Consider the following 18056-nt stretch of genomic DNA (forward strand, 5'->3'; position numbering starts at 1 on the left):
CGGCCATGGAAGAAAACAGAACCGCCCCGGCACAGGGCGGCCCTGATACAGCAGATAGCAAGGTCAATATTAGCACTCCGAAAGACCCGACCAAACTGGAGAGAGTTTTGGCTTACCTGGCCAACGGCCGCAGCTTCAACCGCTTTGAGGCAGAACGGGAGGTTAACGACCACTGCCTCCCCAGTACCATGAGCGAGATTAAGCACGGCCTGCGCATTCCCTACCGGGTGAGGTATGAAAGCGTCCCCGGCTGGCACGGCCACCCTACCCGTGTTGCCCGTTATTGGCTGGGGCAGGAAGAACAGGCACAAGCGTGGCAGCGAGTTTTCACAATGCGTAAGCGCCGGGGGATGTCCCCATGAAGTGCCCCAAGTTCGACAGCTGTAACGCGCCTATCTGCCCATTCGATCCCGGGCGGGCTAAGCGCACCTACCTGAAAGGCGAGCCGGTTTGCGTGTACATGCTGGAGTATGTGAAGCCTGGCGGCGTTGAGAAAATACAGGGGACTATAGGGGGTAGAGGGGCGTCAGCAATAGGCCGGGCCACCCAAGGGGTAGAAAAGCGCTGGAAACCACTATTCCGGCGGCTGTGCATTGCCTCCCAGACCCCTTCCCGCCTTGGGGGTGCGCCATGAGATTTGTGGTCGAGATAGAGCAGACAATAACTCTCCCCACGGCGGTGGAGGCCAGAAGCGAGCGGGAAGTGCGGCCATTGGCAACGCAGCTGCTACAGCGAGCGCCGGCCGGCAGCCCAGTATCCGTTGGCGCTTCCGTGGCGCAGTCACCGCGGATAAGCTCCGCGACAGAGCTGGGGGAGTAATGGCCAAGGGTTACAAGCAAGGCTCGCGGAAACCGGGCGGCCCGAAGTTTGCCGCCTTCCCCGCGCACATGCTGAATCATCCGAACTTTGCCGCGCTCTCCCCCCGAGCCAAGGCCCTGCTGTTCCCACTGGCAGCGCAGTACAACGGGCGCAATAACGGCGATCTGTGCGCCTCTTTTTCGATTATGCGCTCACATGGCTGGACCAGCAATGACCAACTACAGAAAGCGCTACGGGAGCTGCTAGCCACCGGCTTCCTAATCCAGACTCGCCAGGGCCGCCGCCCTAATCTGGCCAGCCTCTACGCACTGAGCTGGCGCCCAATCGACGAGTGCGCGGGCAAGCACGAACTGACGGCGACAGTGACCGCTCCAAACAGTTGGAAGGGCCACGGGTGACAGCTTTCGATTTTCTGATGGCCGCCACACGGCCTAGGCTTAGGCCACCGTGCGGCCCTATCGCATGACGGTTCGCTCTCTCCTAGGCCGCCACACGGCCCTATATTTGCAATTTTTGCCCTCTGCCTAGGCCGCCACACGGACACCTTTCTAGATATATACCATGTACCCATAGGGTATTTATCCAGTGGGGCGGGCTGGCAGGAGGGTGCGCGCCGGTTACACCGCCACCTCCCCTGGGCGGCGCGGGTCCTTCCCGCGGGTCCGCGCTCACGGGTCCGCAGCAGCGCATACTATCGCTATTCATGAGGATTTTTTTGAGGGGGTTGGTGGTTGGTTATTCACGAACACGAAACACCCAATCGTCTAAATAAACCCTAGAAATATGGAACAATATCAATCAAATAGAAATACATTTACTAAGCTCAATGACCAACCTGAGCCCATCCCAAACACACATTGAGAACACTAATCACGTAGACATCAGCCCGATACAATTTGGTATACTGACTTGACAAGAAGTTAAACTATAAATCAAAAATGGAGAAAAAATGAGCAACGAAAAACCCATTAGTCTTGGAGAAATGGCCCAAAAGGTAGGAATTTCTGAGGGATCTGTTTCGCTGGCAGATATAGCTGAAAAAATAGGCTATGAGGAACGGCCAATCAGTATGTCTGAACTGGATAAAGCAGTAGAAAAATATCTTAAAAAGCAAGAAAAATAGTTAGCTTTTCCTGTTGGAATGGGAATCTCATGCTAAAGCGTTGAGTTACGCTTTAGCATGAATCTGCCAATTTCGGAGCTACCTGAAAATTGGGTACGTTGCAGAATAAAGTGATTATTCTAGTAGTAGCTTACATCATGATGTAATTCTGTTTTGATAGAATCCATCCAGTAGCAGTCCCCCACCCTGTTATTAAAACTGCCAAAAACTAAATTTTTCTTTCGGCTTCAGCCAAGAACACCAAGGCTGAGGCCGTCATATGTAGCATAAAAGCTACAAGATATCCCGGCACCTCGGTCGGAACCTCTCCCTGTCCATGCCCACTCAAGCGATTACGCCCGGTAGGGATCCCACTTTCAAGCATACTCCTAAGAGAAGAAAAATGCTGGTCCCAAAAAGCTGGTATAAGACCATTTTCAAAGCAAACGTTGATTAATGATCTTGCAGTAATCTTGCTTGGCAACTCCCAGCCTCTTTTGTTACAAATCGCTATCATTGTGCTCTCAAAAGACTTTAAACAGTCATTCAGAGCTTCTTTATTGTTGCCTTTTCTATAGTGTTCAAATGCCTTTAGAAATTCATCTTGGGATCCAGAATATTCCCTTTCCGACAATAAACGAAGCGCAGGCTTAACTACTTCTGAGTGTATAAGGGCAGAGTCAACTCGTACAATTTCACCTGAAACAAACTCAAACCCGATGGCATGCTCGTTGAACCGTTTGTTCAGCTCTTCAATACCAAATCGTACTCGCTCCCTGATCCGATCCACCCCTTTATGCCTGTATACCCTTGGAAGTATAAACATCATCTTAAATGTTTGTTCTACTACATCTAGGACCCTATCAACATCCTTTTCCTCTAGGAAGAAATCACGCAGCTCTTCCAAATACATCCTATCTTCAGGCCGAACCGGCCTCGAATGTGGCAATTGATAAACGCCATACTCTCTACAAAGTCGATTGACAATCCGCCGATACACTTCCTTCACTTCGCTTTGGAGCCAGTAATCCTGCTCATTTCCCAGGGTATCGGACCATATGTATGTGATTTGAACCCTTAAAGATTGAGGAATTTCATCATATAAATATACATCCTGAACTTCACCTTTTAGAGCTTTCTGCCTCTTTGAATAAAGGTCGATTACTGCCATTCATGACTCCCTGTTTACAAAATGAGCGCACGGCTGCAAGAGAAACTTCTGCGAAACTACAGACACCATTAACCATCATCTCGGCACTATAAGCCACTATTCATATAGTCACCGTAAAGTAACTAATAAGGCTTGGAGTTAACAGAGCTAACCAACACCAATTAAACTCTGATAAATCAATAAGTTAGCGATATACTCCATGCGTAGGAGGGAAATTTAACTCATCCCACTTACTCACATGGAAAGCGACAGACAGTCGGCTTTAGCTTTTGTTGGGCCCCGGCCCTAGTACGGCCTCAAGCCTTATTGCTAGGCGCTCAGCAAGTTCATCGGAAGATTGCCAAAAAATGCAATTGAACTGCCGAATGTCAAAATGAAGTTCCTCCATATGGTCCTGCCGGCAAGTCCAAAAAACCGGCAGTCCTAACCCCAAGGCAAAACCCGCCTCAAAGTAGACTCCGCCTCGATGCCCGGTGAAGTCGGCAACAACAAACCTGGACGCCTTGATTTGCCTGATGATTTCATCATCGATTCGGTTAATATGCTCTGCTTTATCTATTCGCAGAGGGTCATACCCCGCACCGAACACTCCCGGCTCAAAACCATCGCTATATGCGGTATTTAGGTCGTCCGAAAACCACATAGCAACAAACCCTTGGGACGAGGTGGATTCAGGCACTCTCAGCTCATCAAGCTTCATGTACCCTGGTGGCGTAATTTCACACTCCCCATCCATCGTGACGCTATTAACTAGGTACTGCTGCTCTAACACTTTCAAAAGAAAGATAACGTCTTCCCTAGTGGCCGAATAAGTCGCCGCAAGAAAGCGTGGCTCCAGCACATTAAAATGTGCCCCCAAATGCTTAAGGTCTCGACTACCCTCAACCAGGAGCTGAATTGCCCTTTCCTCTACTGACGGGATAGATCGCGTTAAAATCTGGTTTAGGTTGCTTGTCGTAATCATCGGAATTGCGCCAGCCCTCCACTGCGAAAACACCCAGCCAGACAACTTGGCACGCTTCTCAACCCCTAACCCGGCTCCCATCATCGCTAAAGCGCTACCCGTGACCTTAAACTCACCGCAACGCGGACATTTCTGGTGAACATGGTCACCCGTTGGAGGTATTGTCTCGACAAATTTGGTTGTGCAGATTACACAAGGATCTTTTTCTGACATGGTTTTTCTACTCATGAGCTAAGCGTCGGCTTCCGGCGCAAATCTTGTATTTGTTATTCCCTAGATTAAATGAGGTCAAACGAGAGAGAAAACCCCATTTGGGCGGCGCGTTTCTAGAGCACGCTTCCCACGCGGACGGGTTTTATGACGGGTTTCAAGAATTCAACATCAGATTATCGTTAACAATCATAGGGTTAGCGCAACTGTTCAACTCCCGCCATCTCCACCAAATTAAAAGGCCCGGTACCGCAAGGTGCCGGGCCTTTTTTATTTTGGCAGAGCTGTCGGGAAGGGAACGCTTAGCGCAGGGTTCGATCAACGCGCAACGCGCGTTAAGACGGCCGCAGGGCCGCCCCGTAGGGGTGAGGAGCGAGAGCGACGAATCACTCCGGCCATTACAGACTTCCAGAACCCTACCCCATTCTCTGGCGAAGCTGCTCACAAAGCGCCCGTGTTCGATCGATACGCGCATGCGCATCAAGACAGCCGCACGCCCCGAAGGGGTGAGGCGCAAAGCGCCGAGTCACTCCCGCCGCCACAGACTACCAAAGCCCTACTCCATTTTCTGACGAAGCTACTCGCTAAAGCGCCCAGGTTCGATCAACGCGCGAAGCGCGTTAAAACGGCCGCAGGGCTGCCCGCAGGGGTGAGGAGCGCAGCGACGAACACTCCCAGCATCGGCTATTCCAGTTGCCCAGCCTGGTTAAACAGCTGCGTTAGTGCTTATTCATGCCAAACACCAATCTGGCTTCAATTATTCCAGTTTTAAAGGAAAGGACTAAAATGGACTAGAGATCCCAGGGCAGAGCCTGTTGTCAATAAAATTGCTGACTAACACCAGGAGCAATGGATAGGAGGACGTTTCAGTCCACCAAAAAACAACAACAGCGCCAGTTTTGGCGCCTTCCACAGCCTGTCATCGCAGCTTCTCGTAAACCTGCTATCACTCATCTGGACAATCACAACACGTCCGAATCCGCAGCTACCCAGCTGGTGCCGCAAAGAACATTGCGAGCATTGGCGCGATCGTAAAAAGCCACGGTCCAGCATTATGGCTGGGCCCAGACTCAACGACGCGCCGAACATGCCCGCTCAATGACACATGAAGAGTAAGGACCGAACAAAGGCATGAAGCTTACATCATTAAGTATCGCAGTCGCCGTCGCAATGCTATCTCCAGGCCTCTGGGCGGAGGAAAGAGCGGATGGGTTTTCCTACGATAAGGAACGACTGTCTGGGGCCACGCCCTGGACCTCTCAGCCGATTCAGAAAGATCCCGCCGAGTTCCAGTTCGTCGTCATCGGCGACCGGACCGGTGGAGCCAACCAGGAAGGCACCTTCAAGCTCGCCATCAATCAACTCAATCTGCTGCTGCCCGAGTTCGTCATCAATGTCGGTGACCTGATCGAGGGATACAGTGACGACAAGGGGGAACTGAATGCCGAGTGGGATGAAGTCGACCAGATGTTGAGCGAGCTCAAAATGCCGTTCTTCCGCACACCGGGTAACCACGACATCGCAAACAAGACCGCGCAGCAGGTCTGGAAGGATAGGCACGGTGCCACCTACTACCACTTCGTCTACAAGGATGTCCTGTTCATGGTTCTTGATAGCGAAGACCCGCCGCGCGCGGCGCCCGAGGGCATGAGGGAAAAGCTGGAGCTGTACAACAGGCTGCAGGTGGAAGATCCCGCCAGGGCCAAGGAGATGCTGGCTGAGTTCATGGCTGACGAGGCGGTGGTCGCGGCACTCGGTAAGCCCGTCGAGTTTGGCGAAAAGCAAGTGGCGTGGATCAAGAGGACTCTCGCTGACAACCCGAACGTGCGCTGGACCTTCCTGTTCCTCCATGAACCCGCCTGGGAGAATGCGTCCGTCAGCTTCAAGGCGATCCAGAACATGCTCAAGGCTCGCAAGCACACCTTTCTCGCCGGCCACCTGCATTACTACGACTACGATTTACTCGATGGTTCCGAGCACATCACGATGGGCCCCGCCGGTGCCTCGTTCCACCAAGAGGGACCCGGCAACGTGGATCACATCATGTGGGTGACCATGACCAAGGAGGGCCCCCAGATAGGAAATATCGCCCTCAAGGGAATCTTTGACCGCAAAGGCCTCGATCCAGAGTTGTTCGGCGCCTATGACCGCAAGGGCGCCGATAAGGAAGCGAAGCCCAAAAAGGACGAATGATTTGGACAGGCTAATGATGAGAATGAACTAACCGAAAGCCGCACCTATACGAGCACATTGCTTAAGCGGTGGGGTTATTTGTGGGGTCCAACGAAAACCACCACTACAACCTCAGTAACTACGGGCCTACCAGAAAGATTTCGACTCCCGCCATCCCTGCCGCAACGGCTAACGAAATGAGGGGAAGGCAAAGCGACCGGGTTAAATCCATATGCGAACGCGAATCAATACAATCGAGGGTGACCCCGGCTGAGGAGCAATGCTACGAATCACTCATGCGATTACCCCTATCCCCTGACCTGGCGACCACTTATGAAGAGCACAGAAAACTCCAATGATGCTAAATATCGGAATATTTACCCGGAACGGGAGCTCATGCCGCATCAGGATCCCAAGATTCAGCCCCCAAAAAACCTTTGACTTGCTTCTCAAGAGGCCCTACAGTGCCTACAGTTAAAAGTAAGCCTCTTGTTTAAATCCTCAGTTTCGTCGCATCTGTATTTCTTCGTCCTGCAGCATCTAAATTCCAGTCTTTTTTTACTACCCGCGCCCCATAAAGGCTGATCAATAGTTGTTTACAGGAAATCACCATGTCTAATTCAACGACCGGTACCGTTAAGTGGTTTAACGAATCCAAGGGCTTTGGCTTTATTGAACAGAAGTCTGGCCCTGATGTGTTCGCACACTTCAGCGCAATCGTCAGCTCAGGATTCAAAACCCTGGCCGAAGGCCAGGCTGTTGAGTTCTCCGTAACCCAGGGCCCCAAAGGCCCGCAAGCTGAAAACATTGTTTGTGTCTGAGCCAACAGGCTCACATTTACAGCCGGCCCTGCAAAGGTCCACTGCTGGGTGGCCCGGATGCCACCCCGGTTGAGAGGCAACCTCCGGGTCTCCCAACCTGAAAGACCGGCCTTCAGACTGGTGACAGTCTGAATGGCCACTAGTAACACCCGCTCAACACCTTTGAGCCATTCCGCCTGTATACCTTGCCGAGTAACACCTGATCTGCCCTGCCACATCACTCAAGTTCTCACCAAGCGCAATTTTATTGGCGGTTTTCCCGAGAGAATTTTATGAGAAAAGCCCCAGTAGCTGCGTTTAATCCCAGCGATGCTGAAAAATACAGCCACCCAATTCCCGCGCGCGAGTTCATTATGAGCTTGCTCGAGAACAATAAAAAAGCCCTTGACCGTGAGAATCTGGCAACAGTCCTTGAACTCAACAGCGATGAACAGAAAGAGGCATTGCGCCGCCGGTTGCGGGCAATGGAGCGTGACGGACAAATTGCCTTTGACCGCCGCAAGGGCTACAGCCTGGTTAAAGCAGAGGACCTGGTAAGCGGCCGTGTCATCGGCCACCCGGATGGTTTCGGCTTCCTTAGCAGCGATGCACTGGAAGAAGACCTGTTCTTATCGGACAACGAAATGCTGACTGTCTTTGACGGTGACCGTGTGCAGGCCCGCATCAGCGGTACCGACCGGCGCGGTCGCAAGCTCGGCGTTATTGTCAATGTCATTGAGCGCAATACCCAGCAGCTTGTGGGCCGTTTGCAGTTTGAGGATGACCACTATTTCCTCAAGCCGGAAAACAGCCGCATTGCCCACGAGATAGACCTCGACCGTGACGAATTGATGGGCGCAAAGCCAGGGCAGTACATCTCCGTAGATATCACCGAGTTCCCGAGCCGGCGCTACAATGCCTTCGGGCGTGTAACAGAGGTGCTGGGGGACTCCATGGGGCCCGGCATGGAGATCGACGTGGCAATCCGCAGCCATGACATCCCCCACAGCTGGCCGCAGGATGCCCTGCGGGCGGCGAAAAAGCTGGGCAGTGAGGTACCCGAGGCAGACAAGCTGCATCGTGCCGACCTGAGAAAACTGCCATTTGTAACTATCGACGGCGAGGACGCCAAAGACTTCGACGATGCCGTCTACTGTGAAAATGTTGCGTCCGGTGGCTGGCGCCTGTTCGTAGCAATTGCGGATGTTTCGCACTATGTCGCCCCCGGCAGTGCGCTCGACCAGGAAGCCCGGAAGCGCGCAACATCCGTGTACTTCCCCGGCCGCGTGGTACCGATGTTGCCGGAATCACTCTCAAACGGACTCTGTTCGCTCAATCCACAGGTAGACCGGCTGGTTATGGTCTGTGAGATGACCATCAGCAAGTCCGGGAAAATGACCGGTTACACCTTCTCAGAAGGTGTTATCCACTCCCATGCCCGCCTCACCTATAACCAGGTAAACGCGTTCCTGACGTCACCGGATTCAAGCCTGGGTCGCAAGACCGCGCGCAAGCTTGGGGAAACGGCACCGCACATCCTCGCCCTCCACCAGTTGTATGCGGCATTGAAAAGAGCCCGGACAAAACGCGGCGCAATGGATTTCGAAAAACCTGAAGTGCAATTTGAATTCACGGAAGACCGCAAGATTGAACGTATAAAGCCTGTCATACGCAACGACGCGCACAAGATGATTGAGGAGTTCATGCTGAGCGCTAACGTGGCGACCGCAGACTTCCTCGAGCAACAGAAGATGCCGACACTGTACCGGGTACATGAAGGCCCGCAAGACAAGAAGCTGACGGCCCTGCGCGCCTTCCTTCACGCCAGGGGACTCAAGCTGGCCGGCGGCAACAAGCCCCGCCCCGCACATTTCGACCAGCTACTGACCCAGGTAGACCAGCGCAGCGATGCGCAAACCATCCGCACCATGATGCTGCGGTCTCTCAGCCAGGCCGAGTATAGCCCCGATAACCGGGGCCATTTTGGCCTCGCCTATTCCGCCTACGCGCACTTTACTTCACCCATTCGGCGGTATCCGGACCTGATGGTGCACAGGGCCATTCGCTCAGTGATCCGCCAGCCAAAGCAACGCGCTACTTTGCCCCAGCAGCTTAAAGCCATCTTCGGCGCGGACAAAGGAGCGGTGAAGCGTTTCGCTAGCGCTGCCCCGCTCGCCCCCCAGGAGAGCTACCCGTACGACAAACCGACAGTGGAAACCCTTGCGGAACATTGTTCCCATGCCTCGCGGCGCGCCGACAAGGCGAGCTGGGATGTAGAGGCCTGGCTGAAGTGCGAATTTATGCAGGATTTTGTCGGTGACACCTTCTATGGCCATGTGAGCAGTGTCACCAACTTTGGCCTGTTTATCGAGCTTGACGAGATTCAGGTCGAAGGCCTGGTACACGTAACGACCCTGAAAAAGGACTATTACCACTTTGATGCAGCCAGGCAATGCCTTACCGGCGAGCGCAGCAATACGAGCTTTGCCATTGGCGATGTCTTCGAAGTGCGCGTCGTGCGCGTCGATATGGAGCGGCGCAAAATAGAGTTCGCACTGGTCGATTAGGATCCTGGCCCGGGCACTTTTTGAGCAAACATTCAAAAGTTGACAGTGGTTTCCCCAGATAATTTCCTCCCTGGCAACTGACTTGCCTGGGGAGTCCTGGGTTCGACACTGTCAATGAAGCCTGAGATGCATACCGTGATGGCGGCCTGTCAACCATATGCCACGCAGCACTTTAATGGCTGCCAATCACGACCACTTACGCTCTAACGTATTAAGCTCACCAGCAGTCTTCTGCCAAGTTCCAGAAGTGCGCGGCAGATGGATCCAGACGATCCACGCAAAAGCCCTTCCCTCTCCTGTGCCGGTATACGCCACTCGACCGCAGCCACCATCAATCAACCCGCTACAGCTAAAGCCACACTACCTGCCCCACCAGCGAAAGAAAATAAATTTCACTAAAAGTGTGAACCGTAGCAATTTTTTTTTACCTAAAGAAAAAAAGTTGTTGCAGCGTGCTCGACAGTCGGAGACTCTCGAGCGGTGAAGATGAATTTGGCGCTAAGGTCATTGCACTCCCGGACCAAGCATTTCGCAGGTGGTGCGGATCCCAAACCGCCACATTACAAGCCCCATTCACATATACGAAACACCAGCGTCGATTTACGCAGGGTAAATTTACACAGCAGAAGGAGGGCAAGGGGTAAACACTTCGGGCAAGCGCTCGTCACTAGTAATTACAGGCCGCGCCAGACGGCCCCATGAGCGATGTGAAAGCCAGACACAACGACATACAACACTGTTGTACGCGAAACACCTTGGTTCAAAAGCAATAAGACAAGGAAAGAAGTGTATGAAAAATCAGCTGCAATCCGTCACTGAAACCCTCCAACACCACCGGCTCTACCAAAGTATTACCACCCTTGACCAGTTGCGCGAGTTCATGGGCATCCATGTATTCGCGGTATGGGATTTCATGACTCTCGTGAAACGCCTGCAGAACTCCCTGACGTGCGTCTCCCTCCCCTGGAAAAACCCGGACAATATCTTCGCTGCCCGGCTGATCAATGAAATCGTATTTTACGAGGAAACTGACCTGAATTTTGACGGCCAGCCTGCGAGTCACCTGACAATGTATCTGGAAGCCATGGAGGAAATCCAGGCGGATGCATCCTGCTTCCTCACATTCATTGCGGCGCTGGAGCGGGGCCAGGACCTGGAGGCCGCCCTAGAGGAGGCCAACACACCGGATTTCGTCCGGGAGTTCGTGCGGGCCAATATCCAGGTTGCTTTAGATGGTGGCGATGAAGAGGTTGCCGCAAATTTTCTCTACGGTCGGGAAGACGCCATCCCCGAAATGTTCACCCAGCTCCTGAGCCAGTGGGGAGTAGATGAGAGCCGCGTTCCCCGCATGACCTACTATCTGAAGAGACACATTGATCTTGACGGGGATGAGCATGGCCCTGCCGCACAGAAAATTCTCGAAAGCCTGATAGGGGGGTGTGAACACGCCCGGACCCGTGCGCTCAGGGCTGCGGAACAGGCGATAAAGGGAAGAATCCGGCTCTGGGATGGCATTCTACTGCAGATTGAGCAGGCTGAATCGTCCACACGGCCCGAGCGAATCGCCGTCTAGAGATACCGGCTGGCGAACTCAGCCTGCCCCCTGGCAAGTCCGGCTTCGGTAGTTGCCGGGGGGCGCCCTTCTGTAAGCCCATGTTTCCCCACACGTCCTGCACTATCCTGTCACAGGCGGCAACAATTACCGGCATACGACTTGCCAGACGAGCGTATGGTGCCCGGCGCCATGGGTGGAGTAGCGGGCTGCCACCATTTGCGGACAGCGCGGGAGCGATGCCAGGTCGGTTGCACGGGCCGCCCCAGGCCACCCACCGGTCATTACACATTCAAGCGCCAGGTTTTAAGATGGCCGGGATTTTATGTCTTGAGTGGAAACTGATCATTCATCCAACCCAGCAAGGAGGTCATTAGTGGCCAGCAAAGTCATGTTAATCACCGGTGCCTCGAGCGGCATCGGCAGGGCAACCGCCCGCAGGGCCGTGGAGGAAGGCATCAGGGTGGTTGTGACTGCCCGGAACAAAGAGGCCCTGGCTTCGCTGGTAGAGGAGCTGGGAGCGGATAACGCAGTGCCGGTCCCGGCCGACATCACCAGGTTTGACCAGCTCGAGAAGGTGGTCGATAACGCAATCGCGCGGTTTGGCCGGCTGGACGTTGTATTTGCCAACGCCGGCACCGGCATCTCCCAGCCGGGCACCGAAGCGGGCGACCCGGAGGAGTGGCAACAGGTGATTGACGTCAATATCCGCGCGCTGCTCTGGACAGCCAAGCTGACCCTGCCGCACCTGCGTAAAACACGGGGGCACTTCCTCATGACCGGTTCCCAGGCCGGGCGCACTGCGCTCAAGGGCTCGATCTACGGCGCCTCCAAGTGGTTTGTACACGGGTTTGGGGCAAATCTTGCCGAGGAGATGGCCGAGTGGGACGGGCGCTGCACCGTCATTGCGCCCGGCATGGTCAATACGGCGTTCTTCGATGAACCGAAGCCGGACAAGCTGGCCCCGGAAGACGTGGCAGACGCGGTGCTCTTTGCCGTCAGTGCCCACTCACGAAATACAATCAGGGAGATATTCCTGACGCCGACCTACTGAACCAGAAGCCGTGGCCATTCCTGCCCCGTCAGTGAGTCCTCAGCGGCCCGGCACATCGGGCGCCGGCGCATCGCCGGAGCTTACCGGCGTACATCCCTCGGAGTCGGTAAAGATCTGCGTCTCGTCGTGCAGTTCGCCGTCGTCCTGTCGGCACTCGGGATTAACATCCTGGTAGTGATTACCCCGCATGACGATATCAACACCGCCCACCCGGACCTGGGCGGCCGCGGTGTCCACCATATCGGCAAAGAAACGGCTGTTGAAAAGTCCGGAGTAGAGATAGCCAGAGGACAGTTCAACGAAAGCGGCCGAATCGTGCTCCGGCATCAGCATGGTGTCATTGAATAAGCTGTCCACGACAAAATTAAACCTCGGCGCCCAGTGATTACTGACATCGCCCGTGCGCAGGTGGTCGGTGCCGGAAAAGTCCTCCGGGTTTTTTGTGGTATTGAGGTTTTTCAGGCCACCACTGCCACGCAGGGCCAGGCGATGCTTGCCGCCACGCCCACCAATGTGGTTGCCCCGATGCCAGACGTTGGACACCACCAGGCCCCACACGCCCATAAAGCGGGCATTATGCTCCAGCGCGGTGGTCACATCGTTGCCAATCATGCCACCGTTAACCATCTGGCAGCTGTCCATGCAACCGATGTTGACGTTGGGCAGGTTATCCGGGTGACTTTTCAGCACCGAATCGGACAGGAATATCCCGTATGGCCAGTGCAGCAGCGAACAATCCAGAATGTCAGGGTTTTTACCGCAGTAGTTGGTCTGGGCAGTAAAACTGAAGCTACCCCAGTAGCGACCTGTCTCCGACCAGTCCATATCGACATCGTGCACAGTGACCAGGGTGGCCGCCATTCCCCCACTGATGTTACCAGCACGAATACCAGTAACTGTGACATTGTAACTCCAGCCCTGGACAACATTGCCCTCCGCATCCCGGAGGAGCTGCGGGTAGCCCTCGGCCTGTGCCGAAGTGGGGCTGCGGTCACCGCAGCGACCAGCAACCCCTATACGGACTTCCTCAACCAGTGGGCGCTCGCCCGGGCCGTAGCGATCGATGGTGACATCGGCTTCACTGTAATCAGTGCATATCCGGCCAAATTCTTCTCCCGCATGGAGCAGCACCCGCTTGCCCGCATACTCTCCGGTAGCGGGCACTTGGTTCCGCTGCGTCGCCCCCGCAGGGCACCCTGTGTAGTCACCGGCCGGGGAAACGCAAACCGTGTCCCCGGCACTGTAGAAGGCCTCCTGGGACTGGACCCGCACTGTCACAAAGGCGTCCTCGAAGTCTCCATGCGGATTCTGGACCCTGACGCCCACATTGTACTCGCACACACCGGCGACATAGCGACTGCTGGACGGGGTACAGACGAAGGTGTGAAGTGCCCTGGGGCTCGACCCCACCTGCTGGTTCCGGCTTCTCATGGTGGTGTCAAACTCGCCGGATTCCGGATCATCAAAATTAAAATGGAAAGCGAGCCACTGGCCGGTAGCACAGGCAACCGGATCAGCGCCGCCGGAAAGATCCACGCAGGTACTGTCAGTAGAGTCCTGGGCCGAGAAATAGATCGTCTCGGGCGAGACGCCGTTGGTGCGCGTCAGCACACGCAGGGATGCGTCGATGTTATCGCTTCCGCTACCATCGTCACATGTGCAGGGTTCATTCTTGGGCCCCTTGCCGTTGCCCTGCCCCGCGACAAGCGACAGGCCCGAGGGGTCAGTTGCGGAATCCCCTCCCGGGGCAGACTGCATCTCCAGTAAACCGGTCGCAAAAATAAGGACCGCAACAGCGGCTAATGCGAGTGATAACCTTGGCATGATGGCACTTCCCTGCGTCCAGCCTTGGGGCGATTAGCATCATGATAGCTGTGCCTAGCCAAAAGATATTGAATGCTGGCGTGGTGGTGGCGCCCATTCATGGAACCTGGTTCTCAATTTTTATAAGCTGGCCCCGAATTTTCGGAGCCTGGCCCCTGGCACCGACGACCAGTCGCGGCATCTACCGCCGACCCGTCGACGGAAAAGGGGTAGCTGGGGTAACCTCGACCGGGACGATTGCAGGGAGATCAATAATGCTCAGAACAACCACTTCTACTGTCGACGGCAAGCAAATTTCTGAATACCTCGATGTGGTCGCTGGCGAGGCGATTATGGGTACCAACGTCTTCAAGGACTTTTTCGGGGCAATTCGCGATTTCGTGGGTGGCCGCGCAGCGGCCTACGAAAAGGAAATGGGTAAAGCCCGGGCTATCGCGTTCAAGGAAATGGAGGAACAGGCGCGCGAACTAGGCGCCGATGGCGTTGTCGGTATCGATATCGATTACGAGGTGGTCGGCCCTGACGGGGCCATGATGATGGTCAGCGTAAGTGGTACGGCAGTAAAGTTCCGCTGAGCCGGCGCTTTTTGACGCCTCCTGAGCCCCATAAGACAGGTTAGAGGAATGGATAGGGACCAGTATCTCGCTGAAGTGGAGTCGCGCCTGCGGCGCATGTTTTCCGCGTCCAAAAGCGGCTATAAAACGCCGGCATCGGATCGCCACCGCCTGGAAGGCTTTATGCAGGCCGGTGTCTTTTTCGGCCTCACCGATAACCGGGAATTGACCGCGCTGATGGAGGAAACCCACTTCAGCGTGTTCGGTAAGACCATCCGGGAACGGCGTGAGGATAATCCACTGAATTGGCAGAATGAGTCAGTCGACTACAGTGCGTATGAGGCACCGACCTTTATTCGCAACAGCGACCCGGCCTGACACAAGGGCCACCCCGCACAGGAGTGGCCCCGGATAGCGGCCAGAACCGGCCGCCTGAGCGCTAGAATCGGGAGAAGTCAGCCGGACGCTTCTCCATGAAGGCGGTGGCGGCCTCCTTGAATTCCTCGGACTGGAGGCGCTTCTGGAAATGGCCTGCCTCCTCCTGGATCACTTCGAGCCCCCTGTCGTGTGTACCCTGCCGCAGCAGCTGCTTGCTCAGGCGCACGGCCTCTGGCGCACGGGTTGCCAGTTCCGCGGCCACCTGGCGCGCCCGTGGCAGCGCCTCGTCAGGTGGCACTGCAGCATTACAGATGCCCAGTTCAACCGCTTCCCGCGCACCGAATTTTTTGCCCAGCAGGAGCAGTTCCGCGGCCCGGGCATGCCCCATGATCCGCGGCATAAAGTAACTGGACGCATACTCCGGGCAAAGCCCCAGGTTCACAAAAGGCATCTGGAACAGCGCGTCTTCCCCCGCAAATGCCATATCGCAATGCAGCAGCATGGTGGTGCCTATTCCCACTGCGGGGCCATTGACGGCTGCCACCACAGGCTTGGGGAAGTTGTACAGGGCCACCATAAACTGGAATACCGGCGATTCCTCATTGGAGGCCGAGCCACCCAGGAAGTCCATCAGGTCGTTACCACTGGTAAACACCCCCTCCCCGCCGGTGATGATGACCACGCGGATATCGCGGTCACCGGCGGCGCTATTCAAGAGGTCGGCCATGGCTGAATACATGGCCATGGTCAGGGCGTTCTTGCGCTCGGGGCGCAAAATGGTGATTTCCAGTACGCGGTCGGTGACCTGCGCCTGGATTTCTGCACATGTGCTCTCCATGGGCATCTCCGGTTACAGTCTGTGGACAGGCACCGGGCAAAGAGGGGCCCGGCGCCGCGATAATGTCACCATCTTAGCTTCTGGGCCGGGGCTTGGGAGACCCGAATCGACCACATCCGTTGACCGGAGGCACCGCAACAACGCCAAACGCCCCCCACAGGGGCGACACCAGTCAGTGGCTGCTCACTTCGCAACCAGGACCGGGCACGAAAACAGGCATTGACTATGCTCACCGGCCACGGGGTGGCGCCTTTCGGCGGCCATGCCCGGACAGTTCCAGGCCGGGTGCCAACGGCCTCGGTAGGCTGCAGCCCCAACTCCACCGATGGAATCGGTCGCGACCGTCCCGCCTCCTACGGTCAAGCCCTGGCGGAGGGGGGAGCGCTCCTGCGTGCCATTTCAATGAGACTGCCGCGGAGGGGCGACATTATCGATCCACAGATTCAATGCAGTGTTTTTCATTTGCACCGCTCCAGAGCTTATAATGTGCCCAAAACTAAGTTCTATCTCGCAATTTTAGTTTTGATCCGCGGCATATTAAGAACAATTGGTTTCACCGCTGATTAAAACCCGAACAGGCTAAGCAGATTCCATGACCGTAACCTATAGCTCCTACCTCAAAGTCGATGACTTGCTCCAGTGCCAGCAACCACTCTCGGACGGCCCGGAACACGACGAAATGCTGTTTATTGTGATCCACCAGAGCTATGAGCTGTGGTTCAAGCAACTGTTACACGAGCTCGATTTCCTGATTGGGCTTTTCAATGCCGGCGAAAAGTACCGTGCCCTGCATACCCTGAAAAGGGTTGATGCCATTTACCGCACGCTGATCCAGCAGGTGGATATTCTGGAGACTCTCACTCCCCTGGAATTCCTCTCCTTCCGTGATCGCCTCTCCAGCGCCAGCGGTTTCCAGTCCTACCAGTTCCGGGAGCTGGAATTCCTCTACGGCGCCAAGGACGCCAGGAAACTGGAGAATTACCCCCGCGGTTCAGAGCATCGTGCGCGCCTGGAGAAGCGACTGGAAGCCCCAACCCTGTGGGATGCGTTTATGAACTTCCTCGCCCAGGAGGGACACTCAATCCCGGACAGCGTACTCAAGCGGGACTTCAGCCAGGTGGCCGAGCCGTCCAGTGCGGTACAGAAGGTGCTGATCGATGTCTACCGCAACGACCCGCTGATCAGTGAGATCTGCGAGGCTCTGGTGGATATCGACACTTCGTTGCAGCAGTGGCGCTATCGCCATGTAAAAATGGTGGAGCGGACCATCGGCGCCAAGATGGGTACCGGCGGCTCCAGCGGCGTCGGCTACCTGCAGAGCACACTGTTCCAGCCGGTGTTCCCGGACCTCTGGGCCATTCGCTCGGAATTCTGACCACCGCCCACCCATCACCGGTGCCGCTGCGCCGGTGAGAGGCCCGCCTGTTAACAGGCATAAAAAAAGCCAGCATCAGCTGGCTTTTTGTTGCCCGGAAAGGCTCCGGGCGATAATTTCGGGAATTATCAGTCCCCGAACGGCACCAGGGATACCTGGATACCGGAATTCACTTCCTTGGCCGCATCCGCGATGGTCACATAAGTGTCGGCACTGGACTTGTTATGTGCACGGACGATCACGATCGCCTGCGGGTTCTCGGCGAACAACTGGGCGATACGGGCACGGACAGCGCGGGAATCAACGCGGCTGGCGCCCATATAGATATCGTCGTTGGCATCCACGGTCAGCAGGATATTCTGCTTGTCGGGATCCGGCGGAGTCTGCTCTGTCTCGTTCGGATCGGGCACGTTCACATCCAGCGCCTTCTCCTTCACAAAGGACGCCGTCACGATAAAGAAGATCAGCATAATGAACACAACGTCCAGCATGGGCGTCAGGTCGATATCTGCTTTTTCCTCTTCTACGGCCTTACCGCGTCGTCTACTCATAAAACACCGTACAATTATCTAATGCGAATGGCGCCGGATTGACCGGTCTGATCAGGTGGGCAAGATTGCCGCGAAATGGCGATCTTTGCAAGTCAAACCTTCACCGTAAGGAAAAGATCCTTCCA

Annotated in this window: 16 protein-coding genes; 11 read left to right on the forward strand and 5 right to left on the reverse strand. The window is 55.3% G+C overall.

Going from position 1 to position 18056, the window contains the following annotated elements; translation table 11 throughout:
* Positions 1-5: 5 nt before the first annotated feature.
* The 3 genes from LVD11_RS01860 to LVD11_RS01870 all read left to right on the forward strand — a co-directional run bounded on the left by LVD11_RS01860 (position 6) and on the right by LVD11_RS01870 (position 1942).
* The gene (locus LVD11_RS01860) at positions 6-362 is read left to right on the forward strand and encodes a hypothetical protein (RefSeq protein WP_237055367.1); all 357 of its coding nucleotides are present in this window, start codon (positions 6-8) and stop codon (positions 360-362) included.
* 456 nt (positions 363-818) lie between these two features.
* The gene (locus LVD11_RS01865) at positions 819-1217 is read left to right on the forward strand and encodes a hypothetical protein (RefSeq protein WP_237055369.1); all 399 of its coding nucleotides are present in this window, start codon (positions 819-821) and stop codon (positions 1215-1217) included.
* 551 nt (positions 1218-1768) lie between these two features.
* Positions 1769-1942, forward strand: a complete 174-nt coding sequence (locus tag LVD11_RS01870; protein ID WP_237055371.1) for a hypothetical protein — start codon at positions 1769-1771, stop codon at positions 1940-1942.
* A 208-nt stretch (positions 1943-2150) separates the two neighbouring features.
* Here LVD11_RS01870 and LVD11_RS01875 read toward each other — a convergent pair whose 3' ends face one another.
* Both LVD11_RS01875 and LVD11_RS01880 read right to left on the reverse strand, forming a co-directional pair.
* On the reverse strand, positions 2151-3092 hold the full coding sequence (locus LVD11_RS01875) for an abortive infection family protein (protein WP_237055373.1): 942 nt from the start codon (positions 3090-3092) through the stop codon (positions 2151-2153).
* 262 nt (positions 3093-3354) lie between these two features.
* Positions 3355-4269: a TIR domain-containing protein gene (locus LVD11_RS01880; RefSeq protein ID WP_237055375.1), complete on the reverse strand. Its 915-nt coding sequence runs from the start codon at positions 4267-4269 to the stop codon at positions 3355-3357.
* 1167 nt (positions 4270-5436) lie between these two features.
* Between LVD11_RS01880 and LVD11_RS01885 the strand changes: the two genes are divergently transcribed.
* From LVD11_RS01885 to LVD11_RS01905, 5 genes are all read left to right on the forward strand, one after another.
* Positions 5437-6459 carry a metallophosphoesterase family protein gene (locus tag LVD11_RS01885; protein ID WP_237055377.1) on the forward strand — a complete coding sequence of 341 codons (1023 nt, stop codon included), beginning with the start codon at positions 5437-5439 and terminating at the stop codon, positions 6457-6459.
* A 590-nt stretch (positions 6460-7049) separates the two neighbouring features.
* Complete coding sequence (locus LVD11_RS01890; RefSeq protein WP_233006240.1) at positions 7050-7259, forward strand: cold-shock protein; 210 nt, start codon at positions 7050-7052, stop codon at positions 7257-7259.
* 272 nt (positions 7260-7531) lie between these two features.
* A complete protein-coding gene (rnr, locus tag LVD11_RS01895) occupies positions 7532-9805 on the forward strand; it encodes a ribonuclease R (RefSeq protein ID WP_237055379.1) in 2274 nt (757 codons plus the stop codon).
* Between the two features lie 790 nt (positions 9806-10595).
* Entirely contained in the window at positions 10596-11378 is a 783-nt protein-coding gene (locus LVD11_RS01900; protein WP_237055382.1) for a DUF3050 domain-containing protein, read from the forward strand.
* 355 nt (positions 11379-11733) lie between these two features.
* Positions 11734-12411: an SDR family oxidoreductase gene (locus LVD11_RS01905; protein ID WP_237055384.1), complete on the forward strand. Its 678-nt coding sequence runs from the start codon at positions 11734-11736 to the stop codon at positions 12409-12411.
* Positions 12412-12450: 39 nt separating this feature from the next.
* On the opposite strand, the gene LVD11_RS01910 is transcribed toward LVD11_RS01905, so the two are convergent.
* Entirely contained in the window at positions 12451-14169 is a 1719-nt protein-coding gene (locus LVD11_RS01910; protein WP_237055386.1) for a DUF5011 domain-containing protein, read from the reverse strand.
* 320 nt (positions 14170-14489) lie between these two features.
* Between LVD11_RS01910 and LVD11_RS01915 the strand changes: the two genes are divergently transcribed.
* On the forward strand, positions 14490-14810 hold the full coding sequence (locus LVD11_RS01915) for a heavy metal-binding domain-containing protein (RefSeq protein ID WP_237055388.1): 321 nt from the start codon (positions 14490-14492) through the stop codon (positions 14808-14810).
* Positions 14811-14858: 48 nt separating this feature from the next.
* Positions 14859-15167 carry a hypothetical protein gene (locus LVD11_RS01920; protein WP_237055389.1) on the forward strand — a complete coding sequence of 103 codons (309 nt, stop codon included), beginning with the start codon at positions 14859-14861 and terminating at the stop codon, positions 15165-15167.
* Positions 15168-15228: 61 nt separating this feature from the next.
* Here LVD11_RS01920 and LVD11_RS01925 read toward each other — a convergent pair whose 3' ends face one another.
* On the reverse strand, positions 15229-16005 hold the full coding sequence (locus tag LVD11_RS01925; protein WP_237055391.1) for an enoyl-CoA hydratase: 777 nt from the start codon (positions 16003-16005) through the stop codon (positions 15229-15231).
* A gap of 592 nt (positions 16006-16597) precedes the next feature.
* Between LVD11_RS01925 and LVD11_RS01930 the strand changes: the two genes are divergently transcribed.
* Positions 16598-17380, forward strand: a complete 783-nt coding sequence (locus LVD11_RS01930) for a tryptophan 2,3-dioxygenase (protein WP_237055394.1) — start codon at positions 16598-16600, stop codon at positions 17378-17380.
* Between the two features lie 128 nt (positions 17381-17508).
* Here the strand turns inward: LVD11_RS01930 and LVD11_RS01935 are convergent, their stop codons facing one another.
* On the reverse strand, positions 17509-17931 hold the full coding sequence (locus LVD11_RS01935; protein WP_237055395.1) for an ExbD/TolR family protein: 423 nt from the start codon (positions 17929-17931) through the stop codon (positions 17509-17511).
* Positions 17932-18056 lie beyond the last annotated feature (125 nt).

The organism is Microbulbifer sediminum, assembly GCF_021729035.1.
Lineage (GTDB): Bacteria > Pseudomonadota > Gammaproteobacteria > Pseudomonadales > Cellvibrionaceae > Microbulbifer > Microbulbifer sediminum.